The organism is Micromonospora sp. SH-82 (assembly GCF_051132485.1).
Taxonomy (GTDB): Bacteria; Actinomycetota; Actinomycetes; order Mycobacteriales; family Micromonosporaceae; genus Micromonospora.
This window is the reverse complement of the sequence record NZ_CP148049.1, coordinates 133,653-153,096: the sequence shown is the minus strand read 5'-3', so window position 1 is coordinate 153,096 and position 19,444 is coordinate 133,653. Positions and strand designations below refer to the sequence as shown.

Genomic DNA, 19,444 nt, shown 5'->3' with positions numbered 1-19,444 from the left:
GGGGTGCCCGGCTCGTTCGTGCCCGGGGTTGCCCGGCTCGTTTGTGCCCGGACCGTTCGTGCCCGGGGTTGCCCGGACCGTTCCTGCCCGGCTCGTTCGCGCCCGGACCGTTCGTGCCCGGGTATGCCCGGCTTGTTTGGTGGTCGGTTCGTTCGTGCCCGGCTCGTTCGTGTGGGAGTCCTTGCAGGTCAGGCGCGGATGGGGGGACCGTTTTGCGGTCCGCGAGGGCGGTGCGCTAACGTTGTCTTACCGACGCGGGGTGGAGCAGCTCGGTAGCTCGCTGGGCTCATAACCCAGAGGTCGCAGGTTCAAATCCTGTCCCCGCTACCACACGAGAACGGCCCCGAGGATGTCCTCGGGGCCGTTCTCGTTGTCTCAGGTCTGCACTCCGATCTCACCTTGGGTCTGCACCCTCCCCAGATCTCACCGTGGGTCTGCCCCGATCTCGTCTGGGGTCTGCACCCCCATCTCACCTTGGTCTGCACCTCCAGATCTCATGTCGGGCCTGCACCCTCATCTTGCCTCGGGGTTACAGCCCAAGATCGAGTTCTCGTTGATCGTTTGTCGCTAGGCGGCCGTTCTCCCGGCGTGTCGCGGCGGTTTCCAGCCAACGATCATGAGTGGCGACTTCCGGGGGAGTTCTGGGGCGGGGCGACTTTCGGGGGCGAAATCGGCAACCGGCGCGTTGATGCCGGTGGATGTGTGACCCCTGCGGATCGTGGCGGTAGCGATGCGATAGGCTCTAGATGTCGACGCGGGGTGGAGCAGCTCGGTAGCTCGCTGGGCTCATAACCCAGAGGTCGCAGGTTCAAATCCTGTCCCCGCTACCACCGGCGAAACGGCCCCGAGGATATCCTCGGGGCCGTTTCCGTGTTCCGTCGCCCCCCTGCCCCAGTGGCCACCCCCGCTGGCCACTCCCCACCGGCCGCACTGTCGGTCCTCACCGGTTCGCGCGGACGAACGCGGACGAAGCAGATGCGGCACCGGTTCGCGGGACGAAGCGGTGACACCAGCGGCTCGCAGGGACGAAGCGGTGACACGAGTGGCAAGCCCGGACGGCGGTGACGCCAGCGGCACGCGCGGGCAGTGGTGACACCAGCGGCTCGCAGGGACGAAGCGGTGACACGAGTGGCAGGCCCGGACGGCGGTGACGCCAGCGGCTCGCGCGGGCAGTGGTGACGCCAGCGGCTCGCAGGGACGAAGCGGTGACACGGGTGGCAGGCCCGGACGGCGGTGACGCCAGCGGCTCGCGCGGGCAGTGGTGACGGCAGCGGCTCGCAGGGGCGAAGCGGGTGACGGTGTGGCGGCGGTAGGCGAGGATGTGGGCATGTCTTCCTGGAACAGATGGTGGGGCCGGCTCGGCACGGTCCTCGGTGCTGTCACGCTGTCCGTGTTCGTCCCCGTGGTGGCCTGGGCCTCCACCGGCACCGGTGAACTGGTGCTGGAGGCGGCCCGACGTCGCTCCCGGGGCGGGTTCGGTCTGATCGGTCTGCTCTGCTGCCTGGTCGTCGTCGCGGTGGTCGTGCTGCTGCTGGTCCGCATGATGCGCGGCCGACGGGGCGGCCCGCCCCGCTGACCGGCGCCCCTGGCCGGTCGGCTCCGGCCCTCAGGTCGGTGGTGGTTACCGGGCTCGGGCTGAGGGCGTGGGGCCGGCGAGGGTCACTCGGCGAGGGCTGCGCCGGCTTCGGCGACGAATCGGGAGGCGGCTTCCCGGACCGACTCGTCGCCGGTCTGCACGCTCGTCGCCGTGGCGGTCAGCAGACGCCGTACCTTGGCATGGCCCTTCGGCGGCGGAGCCGGCGCGGGACCGAACCGGTCGGCCAGGGTCGCCTCGAAGGCGGCGCTGCGGCGGACCGCTTCGTCGGCGATGTTCTCCTGGACGTACCGGCGGACCCCGAGGTTGGCGCTGAGCCCTCGTTCGATGCCGAGGGCCTGGCCGACCTCCAGGTTGTTGGTCAGGAAGTTGATCACGTCGACGGCGGCGTCCGGGTGTCGGGTGCCCCGGAAGGCCGCCCAGTACATCGAGGCCCGGGCCCAGTGTGCCGCGGGTGGGCCGGGGCAGCTGACCAGGTCGAGTTCGTCGTCGGTGTGGCTCTGGAGGTCGGCGAGCTGGTTGGACCAGATGAACGAGGCGGCCGTGTCGCCGGTGACGATGAGCTGTCGGCTGGGGTCGCTGTCGACAGTCCGCAGTAGCAGCCGCAGGCGCGGGGTGGCCTTGTTGGAGCGGGCCTGCTGCCACAGGTCGAGCCAGTCGACCATGTCGGTGGTGGTGAAGCCGAGCCGTCGGCCCCGGTACAGCTCGGCGTTGCGCGACCGCAGCCACAGCCAGAACGGCCGGTAGTCCCCGGACGGGTCCATGGTGCCGGCGACCCGGCCGTCGGAGGTGCGGGTGACCTGCTCGGCCCAGGCCAGGAACTCCGGGTAGGACATCCCCATCGTGGGCTCGGGCAGGCCGAGCCGACGCAGGAGGGTCCGGTTGAACGCCATCGCCGGGGTGTTCTGGGCGGCGGCCACCGCCATGGTGCGACCACCGACCTCGGCGTAACTCGCCAGGCTCTCGGGGAGCTGACGGAGGTCCAGCCGGTGGTCCTCCCGGTGTCCACTGAGGTCGTACAGGATCTCCCGCTGGGCGTACTCGGCGAGGAAGTTGTCGTCGATCTGGAACAGGTCGGGAGGGTTGCCGCCGGCGGCCTGGGTGGCGAGCCGGTCGTAGTAGCCGGGGTTGCCCTGCCAGGTGACCTTGAAGGTGACCCGGGGGTTACGGGCGGTGTAGAGGCGGAGCGCCCGCTCGGTGTTCTCCGCCCGCAGCTCGTTGCCCCACCAGAAGATCGACAGCTCGATCGGTTCGTCTCGGACCTGGGCGGCCTCGTCCTCGGTGCAGCCGGCGAGAGCGCCCGAGGTGAGCACTGGCAGACCCAGGAACGCGGTGAGCAGCCGCCGACGGCCGGGGTCGGCGTCCGCACGCGACAGTGGCGAGCGCCGGGCGGTGGGCAGGATGCGTCGGGGGGCGGGCAAGGGAAGACTCCTCGGTGCCGAGCAGTGGCCGCGGTCGGACCATTTACACAGGTCGCGGGCGGTAGTGTCAACGGCCGCCCCTCCTCCGCAGCGGTAGGTGCACCGGGCCGTACGGTCAGTCGATCGACGACGGTGGTCGGTGTCGGCCTTCGGTGGTGACGCCGGTCACGGCGGTTCCCCATGGTGTACTAGGGCCGTGGAACTTCTGCACTCTGGCAAGGTCAGGGACCTCTACGCCGACGGTGACGACCTCATCCTGGTCGCCACCGACCGGATCTCGATCTTCGACGTGGTGCTGCCGACGCCCATTCCCGACAAGGGGCGGCTGCTCACCGCGCTCTCCCTGTGGTGGTTCGACCAGCTCGCCGACCTGGTGCCCAACCACGTCATCTCCAGCACCGACGTCCCGGCGGAGTTCGCCGGACGGGCGATCCGGTGCCGCCGGTTGGACATGGTCCCCGTCGAGTGCGTAGCCCGTGGGTACCTCACCGGCAGCGGGCTGGCCGAGTACCAGCGCACCGGTGCCGTCTGCGGGGTGGAGCTGCCCCGAGGACTGGTCGAGGCCTCGATCCTGCCGGAGCCGATCTTCACGCCGACCACCAAGGCCCCCGTCGGCGAGCACGACGAGCCGATCACCTTCGCCGACGTGGTGGACACCGTCGGCGCGGAGACCGCCGAGCGGCTGCGCGACATCACCGTCGCCGTCTACTGCCGGGGCGCCGAGATCGCCGCCGACCGGGGGATCCTGGTCGCCGACACCAAGATCGAGTTGGGGTGGGCGGCGGACGGGACCCTGATCCTCGGCGACGAGGTCCTCACCTCCGACTCGTCCCGGTTCTGGCCGGCCCCGTCGTACCAGCCGGGTCGGGCCCAGTTCTCCTTCGACAAGCAGCACGTCCGGGACTGGTCCGTCGCCGCCGGATGGGACAAGCAGGCGCCTGCGCCCGAGGTCCCCGCCGAGGTGGTCGAGGCGACCCGCGCCCGGTACGTCGAGGTGTACGAGAAGCTCACCGGCGAGCGCTGGGACTGACCGGCCGAGGTCAGTCCTCCCAGTCGAGGGTGCGCTGCACCGCCTTGCGCCAGTTGTGCAGCTCACCCTCCCGGTGGGCGGGATCCATCGTGGAGGTCCACTGGGCGTCGGAGCGCCACTGTGCCCGCAGCGTGGCAAGGTCGGGCCAGAACCCGACGGCCAGCCCCGCGGCGTACGCGGCACCGAGGCAGGTGGTCTCGGTGATCCGGGACCGGACCACCGGAACGTCCAGAACGTCGGCGAGGAACTGCATCAGCAGGCCGTTGGCGGTCATCCCGCCGTCCACCCGCAACCGGCGCAGCGCCACGTCGGAGTCGGCGTTCATCGCGTCGACCACCTCCCGGGTCTGCCAGGCCGAGGCCTCCAGCGCAGCCCGGGCCAGGTGCCCCTTGGTGATGTAGCCGGTCAACCCGGCGATGACCCCCCGGGCGTCGGAGCGCCAGTGCGGGGCGAACAGCCCGGAGAAGGCCGGCACGACGTAGCAGCCGCCGTTGTCGTCCACGCTCCGGGCCAGCTCCTCCACCTCGGCGGCGGTGGAGATCAGACCCAGGTTGTCCCGGAGCCACTGCACCAGTGCGCCGGTGACCGCGATGGCCCCCTCCAGGGCGTACGAGGCGGGCTGGTCGCCGATCCGGTACGCCACGGTGGTCAGCAGCCCGTGGCTGGAGGTGACCGGACCGGTGCCGGTGTTGAGCAGGAGGAAACTGCCGGTGCCGTACGTGCACTTGGCCTCGCCTGCGGAGAAGCAGGTCTGCCCGAACAGGGCCGCCTGCTGGTCACCGAGCGCACTGGCCACCGGGACCCCGGCGAGGACCCCCTCCGCGGTGCCGTACACCTCGGAGGAGGAGCAGATCTGCGGCAACATCCCCGCCGGGACACCCAGGGCGTCGAGGAGGTCGGCGTCCCAGTCGAGGGTCTGCAGATCCATCAGCATCGTCCGGCTGGCGTTGGTGACGTCGGTGACGTGCCGCCCGGTCAGTTTCCAGATCAACCAGCTGTCCATGGTGCCGAAGAGCACCTCGCCGCGTTCGGCCCGCTCGCGCAACCCCTCGGTGTGATCGAGCAGCCAGCGCAGCTTCGGCCCGGCGAAGTACGTCGCCAGGGTCAGCCCGGTCCGCTCCCGTACCCGCTGTTCGCCGTGGGTCCGGTCGAGTTCGCGCAGCTGCGGGCCGGTACGGGTGTCCTGCCAGACGATCGCGTTGGCGACCGGTCGCCCGGTGGACCGGTCCCACACCACTGTGGTCTCCCGCTGGTTGGTGATGCCCACGGCGGCGAGCCCGGCGGGGTCGGTGCCGGCGGCGGCGAGGGCCTCCCGGACCACCGACTGGACGTTCTCCCAGATCTCCTCGGCGTCGTGCTCCACCCAGCCGGGCCGGGGGAAGAGCTGCCGGTGCTCCCGCTGCGCCACGGAGACGACCTCCCCGGCCCGGTCGAAGACGATGCACCGGGAGGAGGTGGTGCCCTGGTCGATGGCGGCCACGTACTGCGGGGTCATCGCAGCACCGTACCGAATCCGGCACCGGTGCGCCGTCCGACGGACGGCGGGCCGCCGAGGTCCTCCAGTGCGGCGGGGACGGGCGGCCGCAGGTCCCACCGTGCGGCGGGCCGGGCGGTGCAGGTGAGCACGCGTGCGGCGGGCAGGGCCGACCGGTCAGCCGGGACCGGGGCGGGCGTGGTGGTCGGTACCGACGGTGGCGCTGATCCGGACGACGGTGCCGGAGTCGCCGGTCTCCACCTCCATGGTGTCGCTGAGCTTCCGGGCCAGCCAGAGCCCCCAACCGCCAGCGGTCTCCGGGGCGGGCCGGCTCCGGTCGCCGAGGCGCTGCTCGCTGATCCCGTGCCCGTGGTCGGCGACCTCGCAGATCAGCTGTGTCCCGTCCGGCCACAGCCGCAGCCAGCCGTGCCCGCCGCCGTGCCGGACCGCGTTGGTGATCAGCTCGTTGACGGCCAGGACGAAGTCGTCCAGGCTCTGCCCTCGTAGCCCCGCTGCGTACGCGCAGGAGGTGACCGAGTGGCGTAACTCGGTCACCCGGCCCTCGTCGAAGGCCTCGGCGATGAGGACGAAAGGTTCGATGGGCACAACCGTACGTGGTGCAGGGGCGTTTGCGTCCGGCATGGCGGGTACCGCCGATGGATCTTGGGTGGCGTCGCGGTTTCCGCCATCGTACGCCCAGCCGCCGACGCCGTGGGCCGGCTGACCTCCGGCTCGGCTCTCCGGTTGTGGCATCGTGTCGCCCATGTCCCCGGCCGGTGGTTTCGAGGTCCCGCTCTGGCGGGCTGTCGCGGTGTTCCGGTTCGCCTCCCTGGGGTACGTCTGCGTGCTGGTGCTGCGCGACTACGACCGGTACGCCCACCCGTTCGCCGCAGCGGCCGTCCTGCTGGTGATGCTGGCCTGGACCGTGGTGGCCGCCGCCGGGTACGCCCGACCGTCCTGGCGTCGGTTCCCGCTGCTGCTGGCCGACCTCGGGGTGGTGCTCGGGATCCTGCTGGTCACCCCCTGGGTGGTGGGTCGGGAGGCGTTGGCGGCCGGGGTGCCCACCCTGGCCGTGGCCTGGCTCGGTGGCCCGGTGCTGGCCTGGGCGGTCTCCGGGGGGCGGCGTCGCGGCACGGTGGCCGCGCTGCTGGTCGGCGCGGCGGACCTGGCCACCCGTGAGCAGATCGGCGACTCCTCGTTCACCGGGCCGATCCTGGCGCTGCTCGCCGGGGTGGTGGTCGGGCACGTCGCCCGACTGGCCGCGACCGCCGAGGAACGGCTGCAACGGGCTGTGGAGTTGGAGGCGGCGACCCGGGAGCGGGAGCGGCTGGCGCGCGACATCCACGACTCGGTGCTCCAGGTGCTGGCCCTGGTGCAGCGGCGCGGGGCGGACCTGGACGGGGAGGCCGGTGAACTGGCCCGCCTGGCCGGTGAACAGGAGGCGGCGCTGCGTGCCCTGATCACCGCCCCGGAGGCGGGTGCGGGTCCACCGACCGGTGCCGACCTGGACGTCCGCACCCTGCTGGGCCGGTACGCCTCGGCGGGGGTGTCGGTGTCGGCACCGGCCACCCCGGTACCGTTGCCCGCCCCGGTGGCCCGGGAACTGGCGGCGGCGACCGGGGCGGCGCTGGACAACGTCGAGCGGCACGCCGGGGGACGGGCGTGGGTGTTGATCGAGGACGAGGGGGAGACGGTGACGGTGTCCGTACGCGACGAGGGGCCGGGGATGTCGCAGGAGCGGCTCGACGAGGCGGCCCGGCAGGGTCGGCTGGGGTTCGCCCAGTCCATCCGGGGGCGGGTCGGCGACCTGGGCGGGGCGGTCCGGGTCCATTCCGCGCCCGGCACCGGGACCGAGGTGGAACTGGTAGTGCCCCGGAGCGCCGGGTGAGCGTCCGGGTGATGGTGGTCGACGACCACCCGATGTGGCGCGAGGGGGTGGCCCGGGACCTGACCGAGGCCGGGCACCTGGTGGTGGCCACGAGTGGTGAGGGACGGCAGGCACTCCGGGTGGCCCCGGCCGCCCGCCCCGACCTGGTGGTGCTGGACCTGCAACTGCCCGACATCTCCGGCGTCGAGGTGGTCCACGGTCTACGGTCCTCGTTGCCCGACGTCCGGGTGCTGATGCTCTCGGCCAGTGGGGAGCAGCAGAGCGTCCTCGACGCGGTGAAGGCCGGGGCCACCGGCTACCTGCTGAAGTCCGCCGCCCCGGCGGAGTTCCTGGACGCGGTCCGCCGGACCGCCGCCGGGGAGCCGGTCTTCACTCCCGGCCTGGCCGGTCTGGTCCTCGGCGAGTACCGCCGCCTCGCCGCCGGTGGCCCCGGCGACGGCGGGACGGACCGGGGGGAGGGCGCACCCCGGCTGACCGAGCGGGAGACCGAGGTGCTGCGTCTGGTCGCCAAGGGGCTGTCCTACAAGCAGATCGCCGAGCGGCTCGGTCTGTCCCACCGGACGGTGCAGAACCACGTCCAGAACACCCTGGGCAAGCTTCAGCTGCACAACCGGGTCGAGTTGACCCGCTACGCCATCGAGCAGGGCCTCGACGACTGAGGCCCCCGGGTGCCGGGTGCCGGTCGGACCTGCGGCGCCTGGATGCCGGTCGGCCCCTCAGTACGAGGCCGGTGGCCGGGTCTCGTGGATCGCCAGCTCCTCGGCGCTCGCGCCACCCCCGGCGGAACCGGCGTCGTAGGCGACGGAGTCGCTGTCCTGGTCCGAACGGACCCCTTCGTCTGGTTCGACCAGGCGACCCACCTGGGCGTCGGCGGTCGAACCCAACTGGCCGTGGTCGTACAGGGAGACCGGGGAGTTCGGGTCGGAGGTCGGACCGGGATTCATCACGTCCGCGTCGAGCTGGGCCTGCGCGGCGGCCTCCTCGCTGTCGGCCTCCGCGGCGATGTCCGGGTCCACCGGCCCGGCGAGCGGGTCGTCTGCCGGACGCTCGTACTGCTCGCGGGCGAGCTTGCTGTCCAGGGACTCACCGTCGAGCTGCTCGTCCGGCGTGGTGCCGAACCTGTCGACCGCCACCGGCATGCGGTCACCGGGAAGCTGGGCCGGCTCCGGGCCGTCGGCCTCCCGACCGGTGGCCACGTCGTCGTAGGCGGTGGAGTCGTCGTCGGCGGTGTCGGGCAGCCCCTGCGCCTCAGGATCGGACAGGGGGGTCGGGTACTCGTCGTCGCGCATGATGGAGCACTACCCGTTGCCTCTGCCGGGTAACCGATCCGGAGCCTGCGAAACGCCCGCCAGGGCCGGGTCGTTCAGCGGAGGAAGGCGGCCTCGTCCTCGGCGTACAGGACGCACCAGACGACCTTGCCCGCCGGAACGTCGGTGCTGCCCCAGCGCCGGGCGACGGTGTCGATCAGGAGCATCCCCCGGCCGCCGGTCGAGGTCGGCGGGGCGAGCCCGGTGAACGACGGCTGCCGGTGGGACTGGTCGCGGACCGCCACGTGCAGCGCGTCCGCCCGGCTGGCCAGCCGCAGGCTCATCCCGGTCCGGGCGTGCGCCACCGCGTTGTTGACCATCTCGGTGATCGCGATGCACCCCGGCTCGACCAGCTCCGGCAGCCCCCAGCGGACGCAGTTCTCGGTGACCAGGGTCCGGGCCTCCCGTGCCGCGCCCACCACCGGCGCCAGGGACAGACCCACCGACCGGGGTCGGAAGGTCGCGCCGAGGGCGGTCAGCGCCGAGGTCAGGGTCGGATGCACGGCGGGGCCGTCGGGTGGGGCCGTCGTCCCGGGTGGGCAGGTCACCCTGTTCGGGTCGAGGATGGCCAGCTCCGTCCCGGGCCAGTCGGCGACCTCCCGGTCGAGGTTGGCGAACATCCCCCGGGCGGCGGGGACGATGCTGGCGAGACCGGACAGGTCGATCACCGTCGGACCCGCGCGCTCCCAGAGACAGGTGAGCAGAATGTCACGTACGGTGGCGATGTCGGCGGCGTCCAGGGTCCCGGTCAGGGGGACGACAGTGGTCGATCCATCCGTTCCCACCAGGCATTGCGCGTCCGTCGGCATAATCCTGTCATTGTGCACGTCGAGTACGCAGTGTGCATCTGCCGGCGGAGACGACCGGTGGTGGAGCCACCGATGGTGACCGGAGCGTCGCTGCGTGGTCGAGAGGGTCGGTGACCGCCCCGGATCCCGGCCACCGATCGGGCCGTTCGGGCTGCTGTGACCCGGCCCGGCTCGCCTGACCGATCCCGATCTGTCAGGTTTGGGCCTCTCGGGGCTCGGTTAATGGGACGCTCTGACCGGAGGACCACCCGCTCGCAGAACGCATGGAGGTGACCCATGCGCGTCGGCCTTGTCTGTGCACACGCCGGCCCGTTCCCGCACCTCGACGGCCCCGCCGTCGGCACCCACCAGCACATCGCCCGGGTCGCCGCCGAACTGGCCGCGCGGGGGCACGACGTCCGGGTCTACGAACGTCGTGAGGAATCTGGTTCGGCCGAGTCGACCCAGGTCGACGGGTACCTGCTGGAGCGGGTCCCGGTCGGCCCCACCGCGCCGACGGCCACCGCCGCGCTGGTCGGGCACGTACCCGAGTTCGGGCGCTGGCTCAGCGAGCGGTGGTCGGGTGCCTGGCGGCCGGACGTCGTACACGGTCACTACTGGATCGGCGGCCTCGCCGCCGCCACCGCCGTACGGGACACCGACATCCCGGTGGTCCAGACCTTCCACTCGCTCGGGGTCGAGCAGCTGCGGCACCTGGGCCGGGGGTACGACGGGCCGGGGGAGCGGATCCCACTGGAACGGGCGTTGACCCGGGCGGTGGACATCGCCGTCGCCCAGTGCAACGACGAGGTCGACGAGCTGACCCGGATGGGCCTGCAACGCGCCTCGGTGGCCATGGTCCCGGCCGGCGTCGACGTCGAGCGGTTCCACCCCGACGGCGAGGCGGCACCCCGGGAGCAGCGGTCCCGGATCCTGTCCGTCGGCGGCCTGTCGGCCGGGCACGGACAGGAGGACCTGATCCGGGCGATGCGGCTGGTCGGCGACGTGGAACTGGTCATCGCCGGAGGGCCGCCCGCCGACCGGCTGGCCAACCACGCCGAGGCCCGTCGGCTGCGGGAGCTGGCCGAACGACACGGCGTCGCCGACCAGGTACGCCTGGTCGGTGGGGTGCCGCACGACCAGATGGCCACCTGGTACCGCTCGGCCGACGTGGTCGCCTGCACCCCGCACTACTCCTCCGCCGGGCGGGTGTCGCTGGAGGCGATGGCCTGTGGCGTACCGGTGGTCGGATACGCCATGGGCGGACTCGCCGACGCGGTGGTCGACGAGGTCACCGGCAAGCTGGTGCCCCCCGGCGACGTCCGGGCGCTCGGCGTCCAGCTGCGGCGGCTGCTCGCCGACAACGCCGGTCGGTTCGCGTACGGCCACGCGGCGGTGGACCGGGTCCGGTGCAGCTACACGTGGGAACGGACCGCCGGGGCGTTGGAACGGCTCTACGAGCGGGTGGTCGGGTTGCGACGCCCGGTCAAGGCCTGAGCCGACCGCTGCGTCAGCGCTGCTGAGTCAGCCGCTGCGTCAGCTGCTGAACCGACCGCTGAGTCAGCCGCTGCGTCGGGCCGGGGTCGGCAGTCCCACCGTCGGGTGACCCTCGTGGCTCGTACGCGCCGCCGGGGCACGACGCCCGGCGGGGGCCTCCCCGCCCCCGGTGCCGACGCCGGTCCCGACTCCAGTGCCGACGCCGGTCCCGACCCCGGTGCCGACGTCGGCGCCCTCGACGGCGAGACGGGCGACGGCGTGCCCGTGCTGCGGTTTGGCGTACCGGGTGAGGCCGATGACGGCGGCGAGGGTGGCCAGGAAACCGGTGGCGGCCAGCCACTCCCGGCCCGGCCAGATCTGGTCGTTGAGCAGCAGCAGACCGACGATGGCGGCGGGAACCGCCCCGGCGGCGTCCATCGCGGCCACCGCAGCCGTGGTCGACCCCCGCTGCATGGCCAGGCCGAGCAGCAGCTGCCCGACGAGGGAGTGGGCGATGAGCAGGTAGAGCAGCGGGTTGCGGAAGAACGCCTCCGTCGAGGCCACCGAGGCCAACGGACGGGCCGCCACCGCTGCCGCGGAGAACGCCAACCCGGCCAGCGACCCGAGCGCCACCGAACCGGGCGAACCGTGCAGGCGGACCGCGAAGACCCCCAACACCGCGATCACGCCCAACGCGACCAGGAGGGCGATCATGCCGGCGGTGCCGAGCGGGCTCGACTGGGCCGGCTCGGCGGAGAGCACCAGCGCGGTGATCCCGACCAGCAGGAGTGCCAACAGGGCCACCTCGGCGAGGGGCAGCCGCCACTTCAGCACCACCACCCCGAGCACGGCGGTGACCCCCAGCCCGGCCGCCACACTCGCCTGCACCAGGAACAGCGGCAGGTCCCGTCGGGCCAGGAAGGCCAGGACGAACGCGGCGATCTGGAAGCCCAGCCCCACCAGGTAGGTGCGGTGCCCGGCCAGTCGCAGCAGGAGACCCGGATCGAAGGTGTGGTTGACGGTGGTCCGGGTCGCGGCGATCGACTGGAGGAGGTTGGCGAAGCCGTAAGCGACGATCATCGCTGCCAGGAAGCACCAACCGGATGTGGACACCTGGCGAGGATAGAGGGTTGCCGGCGATCAGTCGTCGGCCGGCCGGCCCAGCCGGGCCAGCACTTCGGCGTGCAGGAGCCCGTTGCTCCCCACCGCGCTGCCGTCGCCGGGGGCGTTCGCGCCGGTCAGGTCGGTGAGCAGCCCTCCGGCCTCGGTGACGATGGGGACCAGGGCGGCGATGTCCCACAGGGACAGTTCCGGCTCCACCATGGCGTCGAGTGCACCCTCGGCGAGCAGCATGTAACCGTAGAAGTCCCCGTAGGCCCGGCTCCGCCAGGTGTCACGCATCAGCCCGAGCATCCCGTCGAGGCGTCCCCGGGCGATCCACCCGTCCAGGGAGGCGTAGCAGAAGCTGGCGTCGGCGAGGTCGCGGACGCCGGAGACCCGGATGGGCACGCCACCGGCGGCGTCGGGGCCGGCGTACGCACCCGCCCCGGTCGCCGCCCACCAGCGCCGTCCCAGGGCCGGGGCGGAGACCAGCCCCAGCACCGGGGTGTCCCCCTCCAAGAGGGCGACGAGGGTGGCCCAGATCGGCACGCCCCGGATGAAGTTCTTGGTGCCGTCGATCGGATCCACCACCCACCGACGCCCGTCCGGCGTGGCGGCCGGCTGCTCGCCGTACTCCTCGCCGAGCAGCCCGTCGTCCGGCCGGTGCTCGGCCAGCAGGGCACGGATCTCCCGCTCCACGGCGGTGTCCGCGTCGCTGACCGGGGTGAGGTCCGGCTTGGCCTCGACCCGCAGGTCGAGGGCGCGGAACCGGGCGCTCGACACGGCGTCCGCCCGGTCGGCGAGCAGGTGGGCTAGGGCGAGATCGTCGGCGTACCGGCTCATGCCACAGACGGTAACCGGCAGTCGTCAGCCGCCCGAGGGTGGGTCACCGGCCTCCGGCGGCTCACCCGACCGTGGGTCGGCCTCCCCGGCGCGGGAGGCCAGCAGCCGTCGGTACGACCCCAGCCGCCGGTCGTCGGCCCGACCGGAGGCCACCCAGGCGTCCAGTGCGCAGTCGGTCTCGTCGGCGGTGTGTGGACAGTTCGGCGGGCACTCCACGGTCCCCTCGACCAGGTCGGGGAAACCGTGCAGCAGGCTGTCGGCGCTGACGTGGGCCAGCCCGAAGCTGCGGATCCCCGGGGTGTCCACGATCCATCCCGGGTCGTCGTCGGCCCCGGACGCGACAGGCAACCGCAGCACCACAGCGCTGGTCGAGGTGTGCCGACCCCGGCCGATCGCGCTGACCACGCCGACCGCCCGGTCCGCGTCCGGCACCAACCGGTTGACGAGCGTCGACTTGCCCACCCCGGAGTGTCCGACCAGGACCGACACCCGACCGGCGAGCAGCGCGCGGAGCGCGGCCAGGTCCGAGTCGGGGCGGATCAGCACGTACGGCAGTTCCAGTTCGGTGTAGTAGTCGAGGATCTTCTCCGGACCGGCCAGGTCGGCCTTGGTCAGGCAGAGCAGCGGCTCGATGTCGGCGTCGTACGCGGCCACCAGGCACCTGTCGACGAATCCGGTCCGGGGCGGCGGGTCGGCCAACGCGCTGACGATCACGAGTTGGTCGGCGTTGGCCACCACCACCCGTTCCAGTCTCCCCTCGGCGGTGGTCTCGTCGTCGTCGGCGGTGCGTCGCAGCACCGAACGGCGTTCGGCGATCCGGACGATCCGGGCCAGCGCCCCGTCCGCCCCGGAGACGTCCCCGACCAGCCCCACCCGGTCGCCGACCACCACCGACTTGCGCCCCAGTTCCCGGGCGCGCATCGCGGTGACCAGTGGGGCGTCCGGGTCGGCGTCCTGCCGCACGCAGGTGTAACGGCCCCGGTCCACGCCGATCACGAAACCGTCCACCGCGTCGTCGTGCCGGGGGCGGTTACGGGTACGGGGTCGCGACGACCTCCCCGGCCGGACCCGGACGTCGTCCTCGTCGTACTCGCGCTTCTTGGTCGCCAGGACCCCTGCCCCCTGTCGCGTCAGTTCTCGCCGGTCACCATCGCTGACCATAGTGCCGGGAACTCGGGCATGGTCTTGGAGGTACAGCCGATGTCGTCCACCTCGACCCCTGCGACGACCAGCCCGGCGACCGCTGCGGCGTGCGCCATCCGGTGGTCGTGGTAGGTGCGGAAGGGCGCCCCGCGCATCGGGCGGGGCCGGATCTCCAACCCGTCGGCGAGCTCGGTGACGTCCGCGCCGAGGGCGGTGAACTCGGTGGCCAGGGCGGTCAGCCGGTCGGTCTCGTGCCCCCGGATGTGGGCCACCCCGGTGAGCCGTGACGGCGAGTCGGCGACCGCCGCCAGGGCGGTGAACACCGGGGTCAGCTCGCTGACGTCGGACAGGTCGGCGTCGATCCCGTGCACCCTGCCGGTGCCGCGCACGGTCAGCCCGTCGGTGGTCAGGGCGACCTCGCCACCCATCCGGTGCAGCAGCTCGCGGAGCTGTTCGACGGGTTGGGTGCTGCGCGGGGGCCAACCCTGCAACGTCACTTCGCCCCCGGTGACCAGCGCGGCGGCGAAGAACGGGACAGCGCCGGAGAGGTCCGGTTCGATCTCCCATCCCCGTCCGGTCAACGGCCCGGGCTCGACGACCCAGACGTCGGGGGTGGTGTCGTCGACGGCGGCCCCGGCGGCCCGCAGCAGCCGGACGGTCATCCGCAGGTGCGGGGCGGACGGGACGGGCGGGCCGACGTGGCGGACCACGACACCCCTGTCGAACCGGGGCGCGGCCAGCAGCAGGCCGGAGACGAGCTGGCTGGAGGCGGAGGCGTCGATCTCCACCTCCCCGCCGGTGACCTGCCCGGTGCCGGAGACGGTCAGCGGGAGGCTGCCCCCGGTCGGGGTGTCGATGCGGACCCCGAGGGTACGGAGGGCACCGATCAGCGGGCCGAGCGGACGGGTCCGGGCCTGGGGGTCGCCGTCGAAGGTGATCCGCCCCTCGGCCAGGCCGGCGATCGGCGGGACGAACCGCATGACGGTGCCGGCGAGGCCGACGTCGACGTGGGTGGGGCCGGTCAGCCGGTGCGGCCGGACCAGCCACCGGGCGTCGTCGCTGATCGACACGTGCGCGCCCATGCCCCGGAGAGCGCCGGCCATCAACTCGGTGTCCCGGGCCCGCAGCGGCCGGGCCAGGGTCGACGGGCCGCTGGCCAGCGCGCTGAGCACCAGGGCCCGGGCGGTCAGCGACTTGGAGCCGGGCAGCCGCAGGGCGGTCCCGACCGGGTCGGTGGCGGTCGGGGCGGTCCACGGCTGCGGCGTCCGGGGCGCGGTCAGGTCTCCCACGGGACCCATTCTGCCGGGTCGTGCCGGTGATGCCGACGTGGGCGTCGACGGTCCTCCCGGCTGGCGGGACAGCGGGGGCGGGTCCGGCGGGTTAGCGTGACCCCATGTGCGGCAGGTACGCGACCACCCGTGGCGCGGGTGACCTCAGCGCCATGTTCGAGGCGTACGACGACACCGGCGGCCGGGTCCGGGCGGACCACAACGTGGCTCCGACGGACACGGTGCCGGTGGTCCGGGTCGACGCCGAGGGCAGGCGGGCGCTGGCGACCGCCCGCTGGGGTCTGCTCCCGCCGTGGGCGAAGTCACCGGCCGCCGGATCCCGCATGATCAACGCTCGGGCGGAGACGGTCGCCACCAGTCGGGCGTACGCCCGTCCCTTCGCCCGTCGACGCTGTCTGGTGCCGGCCGACGGCTGGTACGAGTGGACCCGGACCGAGACCGGCAAGCAGGCGTACTTCCTCACCCCGGCGGACGGCTCGGTGCTGGCCCTGGCCGGGATCTGGTCGACCTGGGAGGGGTCGGACGGCCCGCTGGACACCGTCAGCGTGCTCACCACCGCCGCCGTGGGACGGCTGACCGAGGTGCACGAGCGGATGCCGCTGCTGTTGCCGCCGGACCGGTGGACGCCCTGGCTGGAGCCGGTCGACGACCCCACGGCCCTCCTGGACCCGCCACCGCCGCGGTGGCTGGCCGGGCTGGAGCTCCGCCCGGTCGGTCCGGCGGTGGGCAACGTCCGCAACAACGGGCCGGAGCTGACCGAGCGGGTCGCCCTCTCCCCGGGTGCGCAACCGGTGGAACCGACTCTCTTCTGACCCGGGTCCGCGCATTGTCGGGCGCTGATTTGCCAGTGTTGCGGACGAATCGTCGGGCAGACCTTCGCACTTTTCCCGTCAAAGACTTGAACCGGTGTCCACAAATGCGATAGAACACAGCGCCGGTATGGGAGTCGATTCGCACAGTGCGATCGACGCTCGTCGATCATGCCGGTCCCACGGGGGAGGTGGGTGGATGACACGGGCACGTATGCCCCGTCCGCATGAAGTGGCCGCTGCGCGTCGTGATCCGCGACTGTTGCGGGCGCTGTCCGAGCGACGTTCCGACGAGGCGTGGCGGACCAGAGGGACCTGTCAGAGCGTCGATCCGGAGACGTTCTTTCCAGCGCCGAACGAGCCGGCCGACGCCGCCGTCTCGCTCTGCCGAAGCTGCGACGTGCAGGGGTCCTGCCTGGCCTGGGCGCTGGACGTCGGGGACTGCCACGGTGTCTGGGGTGGCACCACACCACGGGAGAGGCGGGCCATGCTGGTCGCCTGGCGTACCGAGGTGGATCCGGACCCGGATGCCGCCGACGAGGCCGGGCCGCCGGTCCGCGACCGGTTGCTCACTCTGGTGCCGTCCAACCGTTGATTCCGGCCGTAATCCGGTCTCCGTGAACCGGAGACCGGATCACGGCGCAGAATAGGCGGGTGCGGGAAACGGACAATGTCGAAACAGCTGTGGGAGTGGCCCGGATCGACGTGGATCGGCCGGACGGGCCGGAGACCGCGATGCTGGTGCTCGGGCACGGTGCGGGCGGCGGGGTGGACGCGCCGGATCTGATCGCCCTCCGCGACGCCGGGGTGGCCGCCGGGCTCCTGGTGGCCCGGGTGACCCAGCCGTACCGGGTGGCCGGTCGGCGTGCCCCCGCCCCGGCCGGTCACCTCGACCAGGCGTGGGTGGCGGTCCTCGCCCGGCTGCGCAGCCGAGCGTCGGCCGGGCGGCCGGTCCTGGTGGGTGGTCGGTCCAGTGGTGCCCGGGTGGCCTGTCGGACGGCGGGGACGGTCGGTGCGGTGGGCATCGTCGCGCTGGCCTTCCCGATCCACCCGCCCGGCCGACCCGAGCGTTCCCGGGTGGGCGAGTTGGCGACCGGGCTGCCGACTCTGGTGGTCAACGGCGACCGGGACCCCTTCGGCGTCCCGGAGTCCACGGCGGCCCCAGTGCGGGTCGTCGTCCGTCCCGGCGAACGCCACGACCTGCGTCGGGACCCCTCCGGTACGGCTGCCGTGGTGCTGGACTGGTTGCGCTCCCACGGGTGGGCCCGGTAGCCGTTTCCGCCGCCGGTGGCGTCTCGTTGCATCGAGTGGTGTCGGACTGCCCGGTACGGGTGGCCCGGAACCGCCCTCCCAGGCCCTTCCTGGTCCCTGCGCCCGGCCCCACCGGACAGGGACCAGGAACGGGAGCGGGTGGGGCCCGGAATGCACCGGCCGTCCGGTTGCGTTGACACCCTCGGACGACACAGAGCCGAGGGGGGTGAGCGGGTGCCGACCGAGACACGGTGCCGAGAACGGGACGAGCGGCATACCCGACAGGTGAGGCGACTGTCGGATGGACCCGGGTGGCCGGCGACGGCCGTGAAGGGGGAGTCGGTCAGGCCGCCGGTGAGCGGCGGCACAACGGCCGGAAGTGGATCTGCCGCCCCCGTACAACGCGTATCCTCGTCGCAGGAGCATCCGACGCGAGGGGATGTGCGGTTGACCACCGAGAAGACGGACGAGCGTAGGGCCCGTTTCGAGCGGGACGCGATGCCCTTCGTCGACCAGCTCTACGCGGCCGGACTGCGGATGACCCGCAACCCGGCGGACGCCGAGGACCTGGTCCAGGAGACGTACCTGAAGGCGTATGCCGCGTTCCACCAGTTCGAGCAGGGCACCAACCTGAAGGCCTGGTTGTACCGGATCCTGACCAACACCTACATCAACTCGTACCGCAAGCGGCAGCGCCAGCCGATCCAGGCGCCCACCGAGGAGATCACCGACTGGCAGCTCGCCGAGGCCGAGTCGCACACCTCCAGCGGGCTGCGTTCCGCCGAGACGGAGGCGCTGGACCGGCTCCCCGACAGCGACGTCAAGGAGGCCCTCCAGCAGCTGCCGGAGGAGTTCCGGTTGGCCGTCTACCTCACCGACGTCGAGGGCTTCTCCTACAAGGAGGTCGCCGACATCATGGGTACGCCGATCGGTACCGTGATGTCGCGGCTGCACCGGGGCCGACGCAACCTGCGCAAGCTGCTCGAACGGTACGCGGCCGAGCGGGGCTTCTCCGCCGCCCGCTCCTCGGGTGGGTCGACCACTGCCGCCGGCCAGGAGGTGTGACGTGAGCTGTGGGAAGCCACACGAGACGGACTGCCGTGAGGTGCTCGCCGAGGTCTACCTCTACCTCGACCTGGAGTGCGCCGACGAACGTCGGGAACGGATCCGGCGTCACCTCGACGAGTGCGGCCAGTGCCTGCGCGAGTACGGCATCGAGCAGGAGGTGAAGGCGCTCGTGGCCCGCTGCTGCGGTCAGGAGGTCGCTCCGGAGAAGCTGCGGGCCCGGCTCCGGGGCCGCCTCACCGAACTGGTGGTCTTCGAGACCGCCGACTCCCGGGAACTGGCCGACTGACACCCGGGCGAGACCGGAGACGGATCGACGCCCCACCCCGCACGCTTCTCGCGTCGGCACCTGCAAGAAGGTGCCGGGGGTGGGGCGTCGTCGTGTCCCCAGCTCAGGAGTTGGGGCGCTTGCCGTGGTTGGCGGCGCTCTTCTTGCGAGCCCTCTTCCGACGGGCCTTCTTCGCCATGTGGCCTCCTCGTGTTGGTGACGGTCCGGACGCGCGACCCGCGCACCGGTGGTCGTGACCGGATCCCCCGGCGCCGCCGGGGTCCGATCCGCTGATGTTACGGCCTGTCGCGGTGGCCCGGATCGTGCGGCCCCGCCCTCGCTGCGTCGGGCTCGGCTCCGGTGCGTCCCCGCGTGGCGACCGCACGGGGGCGCCCAGGGGCTCCGACCGTGGTTGGATACCCAGACACACCGTGGAATGAGGAGGGCCCGAACATGGCCGAGGAGATCCGCGCGGAGATGGTGGCCAACGTCTGGAAGGTCGTGGCCACCGCCGGGGACACCGTCACCGAAGGAGACACCCTGGTGATCCTGGAGTCGATGAAGATGGAGATCCCGGTGGTCGCCGAGGTCGACGGTGTGATCCAGCAGCTGGCCGTCAACGAGGGTGACGTGGTGCAGGACGGCGACCTGATCGCGGTGATCGGCTGACCGGCCCGGACCCCTTTCGGGAGTTCCG

21 protein-coding genes and 2 tRNA genes are annotated in these 19,444 nt (G+C 72.5%); 13 read left to right on the top strand and 10 right to left on the bottom strand.

Going from position 1 to position 19,444, the window contains the following annotated elements; translation table 11 throughout:
• Positions 1-253 precede the first annotated feature (253 nt).
• The 3 genes from WHN02_RS00665 (at position 254) to WHN02_RS00655 (ending at position 1,576) form a co-directional block, all read left to right on the top strand.
• Positions 254-330, top strand: a tRNA-Met gene (locus WHN02_RS00665).
• 423 nt (positions 331-753) lie between these two features.
• Positions 754-830: transfer RNA gene (locus tag WHN02_RS00660), tRNA-Met, on the top strand.
• A 497-nt stretch (positions 831-1,327) separates the two neighbouring features.
• The gene (locus WHN02_RS00655) at positions 1,328-1,576 is read left to right on the top strand and encodes a hypothetical protein (RefSeq protein ID WP_350899643.1); all 249 of its coding nucleotides are present in this window, start codon (positions 1,328-1,330) and stop codon (positions 1,574-1,576) included.
• 83 nt (positions 1,577-1,659) lie between these two features.
• On the opposite strand, the gene WHN02_RS00650 is transcribed toward WHN02_RS00655, so the two are convergent.
• A complete protein-coding gene (locus tag WHN02_RS00650; protein ID WP_434741600.1) occupies positions 1,660-3,015 on the bottom strand; it encodes an ABC transporter substrate-binding protein in 1,356 nt (451 codons plus the stop codon).
• Positions 3,016-3,211: 196 nt separating this feature from the next.
• Here WHN02_RS00650 and WHN02_RS00645 point away from each other — a divergent pair, with 196 nt between their 5' ends.
• Complete coding sequence (locus tag WHN02_RS00645; protein WP_434741599.1) at positions 3,212-4,045, top strand: phosphoribosylaminoimidazolesuccinocarboxamide synthase; 834 nt, start codon at positions 3,212-3,214, stop codon at positions 4,043-4,045.
• 10 nt (positions 4,046-4,055) lie between these two features.
• On the opposite strand, the gene glpK is transcribed toward WHN02_RS00645, so the two are convergent.
• Positions 4,056-5,540 (bottom strand): glycerol kinase GlpK, encoded by a 1,485-nt coding sequence (glpK, locus tag WHN02_RS00640; RefSeq protein WP_434741598.1) that lies wholly within the window; start codon positions 5,538-5,540, stop codon positions 4,056-4,058.
• Positions 5,541-5,696: 156 nt separating this feature from the next.
• The gene (locus WHN02_RS00635; RefSeq protein ID WP_434741597.1) at positions 5,697-6,161 is read right to left on the bottom strand and encodes an ATP-binding protein; all 465 of its coding nucleotides are present in this window, start codon (positions 6,159-6,161) and stop codon (positions 5,697-5,699) included.
• A gap of 121 nt (positions 6,162-6,282) precedes the next feature.
• Between WHN02_RS00635 and macS the strand changes: the two genes are divergently transcribed.
• Positions 6,283-7,407 carry a MacS family sensor histidine kinase gene (gene macS / locus WHN02_RS00630; RefSeq protein ID WP_434741596.1) on the top strand — a complete coding sequence of 375 codons (1,125 nt, stop codon included), beginning with the start codon at positions 6,283-6,285 and terminating at the stop codon, positions 7,405-7,407.
• Between the two features lie 11 nt (positions 7,408-7,418).
• Positions 7,419-8,066 (top strand): response regulator, encoded by a 648-nt coding sequence (locus tag WHN02_RS00625; RefSeq protein ID WP_434744113.1) that lies wholly within the window; start codon positions 7,419-7,421, stop codon positions 8,064-8,066.
• Between the two features lie 57 nt (positions 8,067-8,123).
• On the opposite strand, the gene WHN02_RS00620 is transcribed toward WHN02_RS00625, so the two are convergent.
• Both WHN02_RS00620 and WHN02_RS00615 read right to left on the bottom strand, forming a co-directional pair.
• Entirely contained in the window at positions 8,124-8,696 is a 573-nt protein-coding gene (locus WHN02_RS00620; protein WP_434741595.1) for a DUF5709 domain-containing protein, read from the bottom strand.
• 74 nt (positions 8,697-8,770) lie between these two features.
• On the bottom strand, positions 8,771-9,499 hold the full coding sequence (locus tag WHN02_RS00615) for an ATP-binding protein (protein WP_434741594.1): 729 nt from the start codon (positions 9,497-9,499) through the stop codon (positions 8,771-8,773).
• A gap of 300 nt (positions 9,500-9,799) precedes the next feature.
• Here WHN02_RS00615 and WHN02_RS00610 point away from each other — a divergent pair, with 300 nt between their 5' ends.
• Positions 9,800-10,999: a glycosyltransferase gene (locus WHN02_RS00610; RefSeq protein ID WP_434741593.1), complete on the top strand. Its 1,200-nt coding sequence runs from the start codon at positions 9,800-9,802 to the stop codon at positions 10,997-10,999.
• Positions 11,000-11,062: 63 nt separating this feature from the next.
• Here the strand turns inward: WHN02_RS00610 and WHN02_RS00605 are convergent, their stop codons facing one another.
• From WHN02_RS00605 to aroA, 4 genes are read right to left on the bottom strand one after another with little or no spacing between them, the layout of a single operon-like run.
• Complete coding sequence (locus WHN02_RS00605; protein ID WP_434744112.1) at positions 11,063-12,058, bottom strand: hypothetical protein; 996 nt, start codon at positions 12,056-12,058, stop codon at positions 11,063-11,065.
• A 60-nt stretch (positions 12,059-12,118) separates the two neighbouring features.
• Complete coding sequence (hisN, locus tag WHN02_RS00600) at positions 12,119-12,922, bottom strand: histidinol-phosphatase (protein WP_434741592.1); 804 nt, start codon at positions 12,920-12,922, stop codon at positions 12,119-12,121.
• Positions 12,923-12,946: 24 nt separating this feature from the next.
• Positions 12,947-14,083, bottom strand: coding sequence for a ribosome small subunit-dependent GTPase A (gene rsgA / locus WHN02_RS00595; protein WP_434741591.1), 1,137 nt, complete (start codon positions 14,081-14,083; stop codon positions 12,947-12,949).
• Positions 14,053-15,354, bottom strand: a complete 1,302-nt coding sequence (aroA, locus tag WHN02_RS00590) for a 3-phosphoshikimate 1-carboxyvinyltransferase (RefSeq protein ID WP_434741590.1) — start codon at positions 15,352-15,354, stop codon at positions 14,053-14,055. Before aroA ends, rsgA begins: the two co-directional genes overlap by 31 nt.
• Positions 15,355-15,458: 104 nt before the next feature.
• On the opposite strand from aroA, the gene WHN02_RS00585 reads away from it, so the two are divergent.
• The 5 genes from WHN02_RS00585 to rsrA all read left to right on the top strand — a co-directional run bounded on the left by WHN02_RS00585 (position 15,459) and on the right by rsrA (position 18,768).
• A complete protein-coding gene (locus WHN02_RS00585) occupies positions 15,459-16,166 on the top strand; it encodes an SOS response-associated peptidase (RefSeq protein WP_434741589.1) in 708 nt (235 codons plus the stop codon).
• 196 nt (positions 16,167-16,362) lie between these two features.
• Entirely contained in the window at positions 16,363-16,758 is a 396-nt protein-coding gene (locus WHN02_RS00580; protein WP_434741588.1) for a WhiB family transcriptional regulator, read from the top strand.
• A 59-nt stretch (positions 16,759-16,817) separates the two neighbouring features.
• Positions 16,818-17,435: an alpha/beta hydrolase family protein gene (locus tag WHN02_RS00575; RefSeq protein WP_434741587.1), complete on the top strand. Its 618-nt coding sequence runs from the start codon at positions 16,818-16,820 to the stop codon at positions 17,433-17,435.
• Between the two features lie 213 nt (positions 17,436-17,648).
• Entirely contained in the window at positions 17,649-18,479 is an 831-nt protein-coding gene (locus tag WHN02_RS00570) for a sigma-70 family RNA polymerase sigma factor (RefSeq protein ID WP_434741586.1), read from the top strand.
• Between the two features lies 1 nt (position 18,480).
• Positions 18,481-18,768, top strand: a complete 288-nt coding sequence (gene rsrA, locus WHN02_RS00565) for a mycothiol system anti-sigma-R factor (RefSeq protein ID WP_350896390.1) — start codon at positions 18,481-18,483, stop codon at positions 18,766-18,768.
• 103 nt (positions 18,769-18,871) lie between these two features.
• Here the strand turns inward: rsrA and WHN02_RS00560 are convergent, their stop codons facing one another.
• Complete coding sequence (locus WHN02_RS00560; protein WP_373684233.1) at positions 18,872-18,946, bottom strand: 50S ribosomal protein bL37; 75 nt, start codon at positions 18,944-18,946, stop codon at positions 18,872-18,874.
• A 254-nt stretch (positions 18,947-19,200) separates the two neighbouring features.
• Between WHN02_RS00560 and WHN02_RS00555 the strand changes: the two genes are divergently transcribed.
• Positions 19,201-19,416 carry a biotin/lipoyl-binding carrier protein gene (locus tag WHN02_RS00555; RefSeq protein ID WP_434741585.1) on the top strand — a complete coding sequence of 72 codons (216 nt, stop codon included), beginning with the start codon at positions 19,201-19,203 and terminating at the stop codon, positions 19,414-19,416.
• Positions 19,417-19,444: the final 28 nt, after the last annotated feature.

Excerpts from the sequence above, each read along its gene's own strand:
- WHN02_RS00655 (WP_350899643.1), top strand. The coding sequence starts at position 1,328 with ATGTCTTCCTGGAACAGATGGTGGGGCCGGCTCGGCACGGTCCTCGGT.
- glpK (WP_434741598.1), bottom strand. The coding sequence starts at position 5,540 with ATGACCCCGCAGTACGTGGCCGCCATCGACCAGGGCACCACCTCCTCC.
- WHN02_RS00635 (WP_434741597.1), bottom strand. The coding sequence starts at position 6,161 with ATGCCGGACGCAAACGCCCCTGCACCACGTACGGTTGTGCCCATCGAA.
- macS (WP_434741596.1), top strand. The coding sequence starts at position 6,283 with ATGTCCCCGGCCGGTGGTTTCGAGGTCCCGCTCTGGCGGGCTGTCGCG.
- WHN02_RS00625 (WP_434744113.1), top strand. The coding sequence starts at position 7,419 with ATGGTGGTCGACGACCACCCGATGTGGCGCGAGGGGGTGGCCCGGGAC.
- WHN02_RS00620 (WP_434741595.1), bottom strand. The coding sequence starts at position 8,696 with ATGCGCGACGACGAGTACCCGACCCCCCTGTCCGATCCTGAGGCGCAG.
- WHN02_RS00610 (WP_434741593.1), top strand. The coding sequence starts at position 9,800 with ATGCGCGTCGGCCTTGTCTGTGCACACGCCGGCCCGTTCCCGCACCTC.
- WHN02_RS00605 (WP_434744112.1), bottom strand. The coding sequence starts at position 12,058 with ATGATCGTCGCTTACGGCTTCGCCAACCTCCTCCAGTCGATCGCCGCG.
- hisN (WP_434741592.1), bottom strand. The coding sequence starts at position 12,922 with ATGAGCCGGTACGCCGACGATCTCGCCCTAGCCCACCTGCTCGCCGAC.
- rsgA (WP_434741591.1), bottom strand. The coding sequence starts at position 14,083 with ATGGTCAGCGATGGTGACCGGCGAGAACTGACGCGACAGGGGGCAGGG.
- WHN02_RS00585 (WP_434741589.1), top strand. The coding sequence starts at position 15,459 with ATGTGCGGCAGGTACGCGACCACCCGTGGCGCGGGTGACCTCAGCGCC.
- WHN02_RS00580 (WP_434741588.1), top strand. The coding sequence starts at position 16,363 with ATGACACGGGCACGTATGCCCCGTCCGCATGAAGTGGCCGCTGCGCGT.
- WHN02_RS00555 (WP_434741585.1), top strand. The coding sequence starts at position 19,201 with ATGGCCGAGGAGATCCGCGCGGAGATGGTGGCCAACGTCTGGAAGGTC.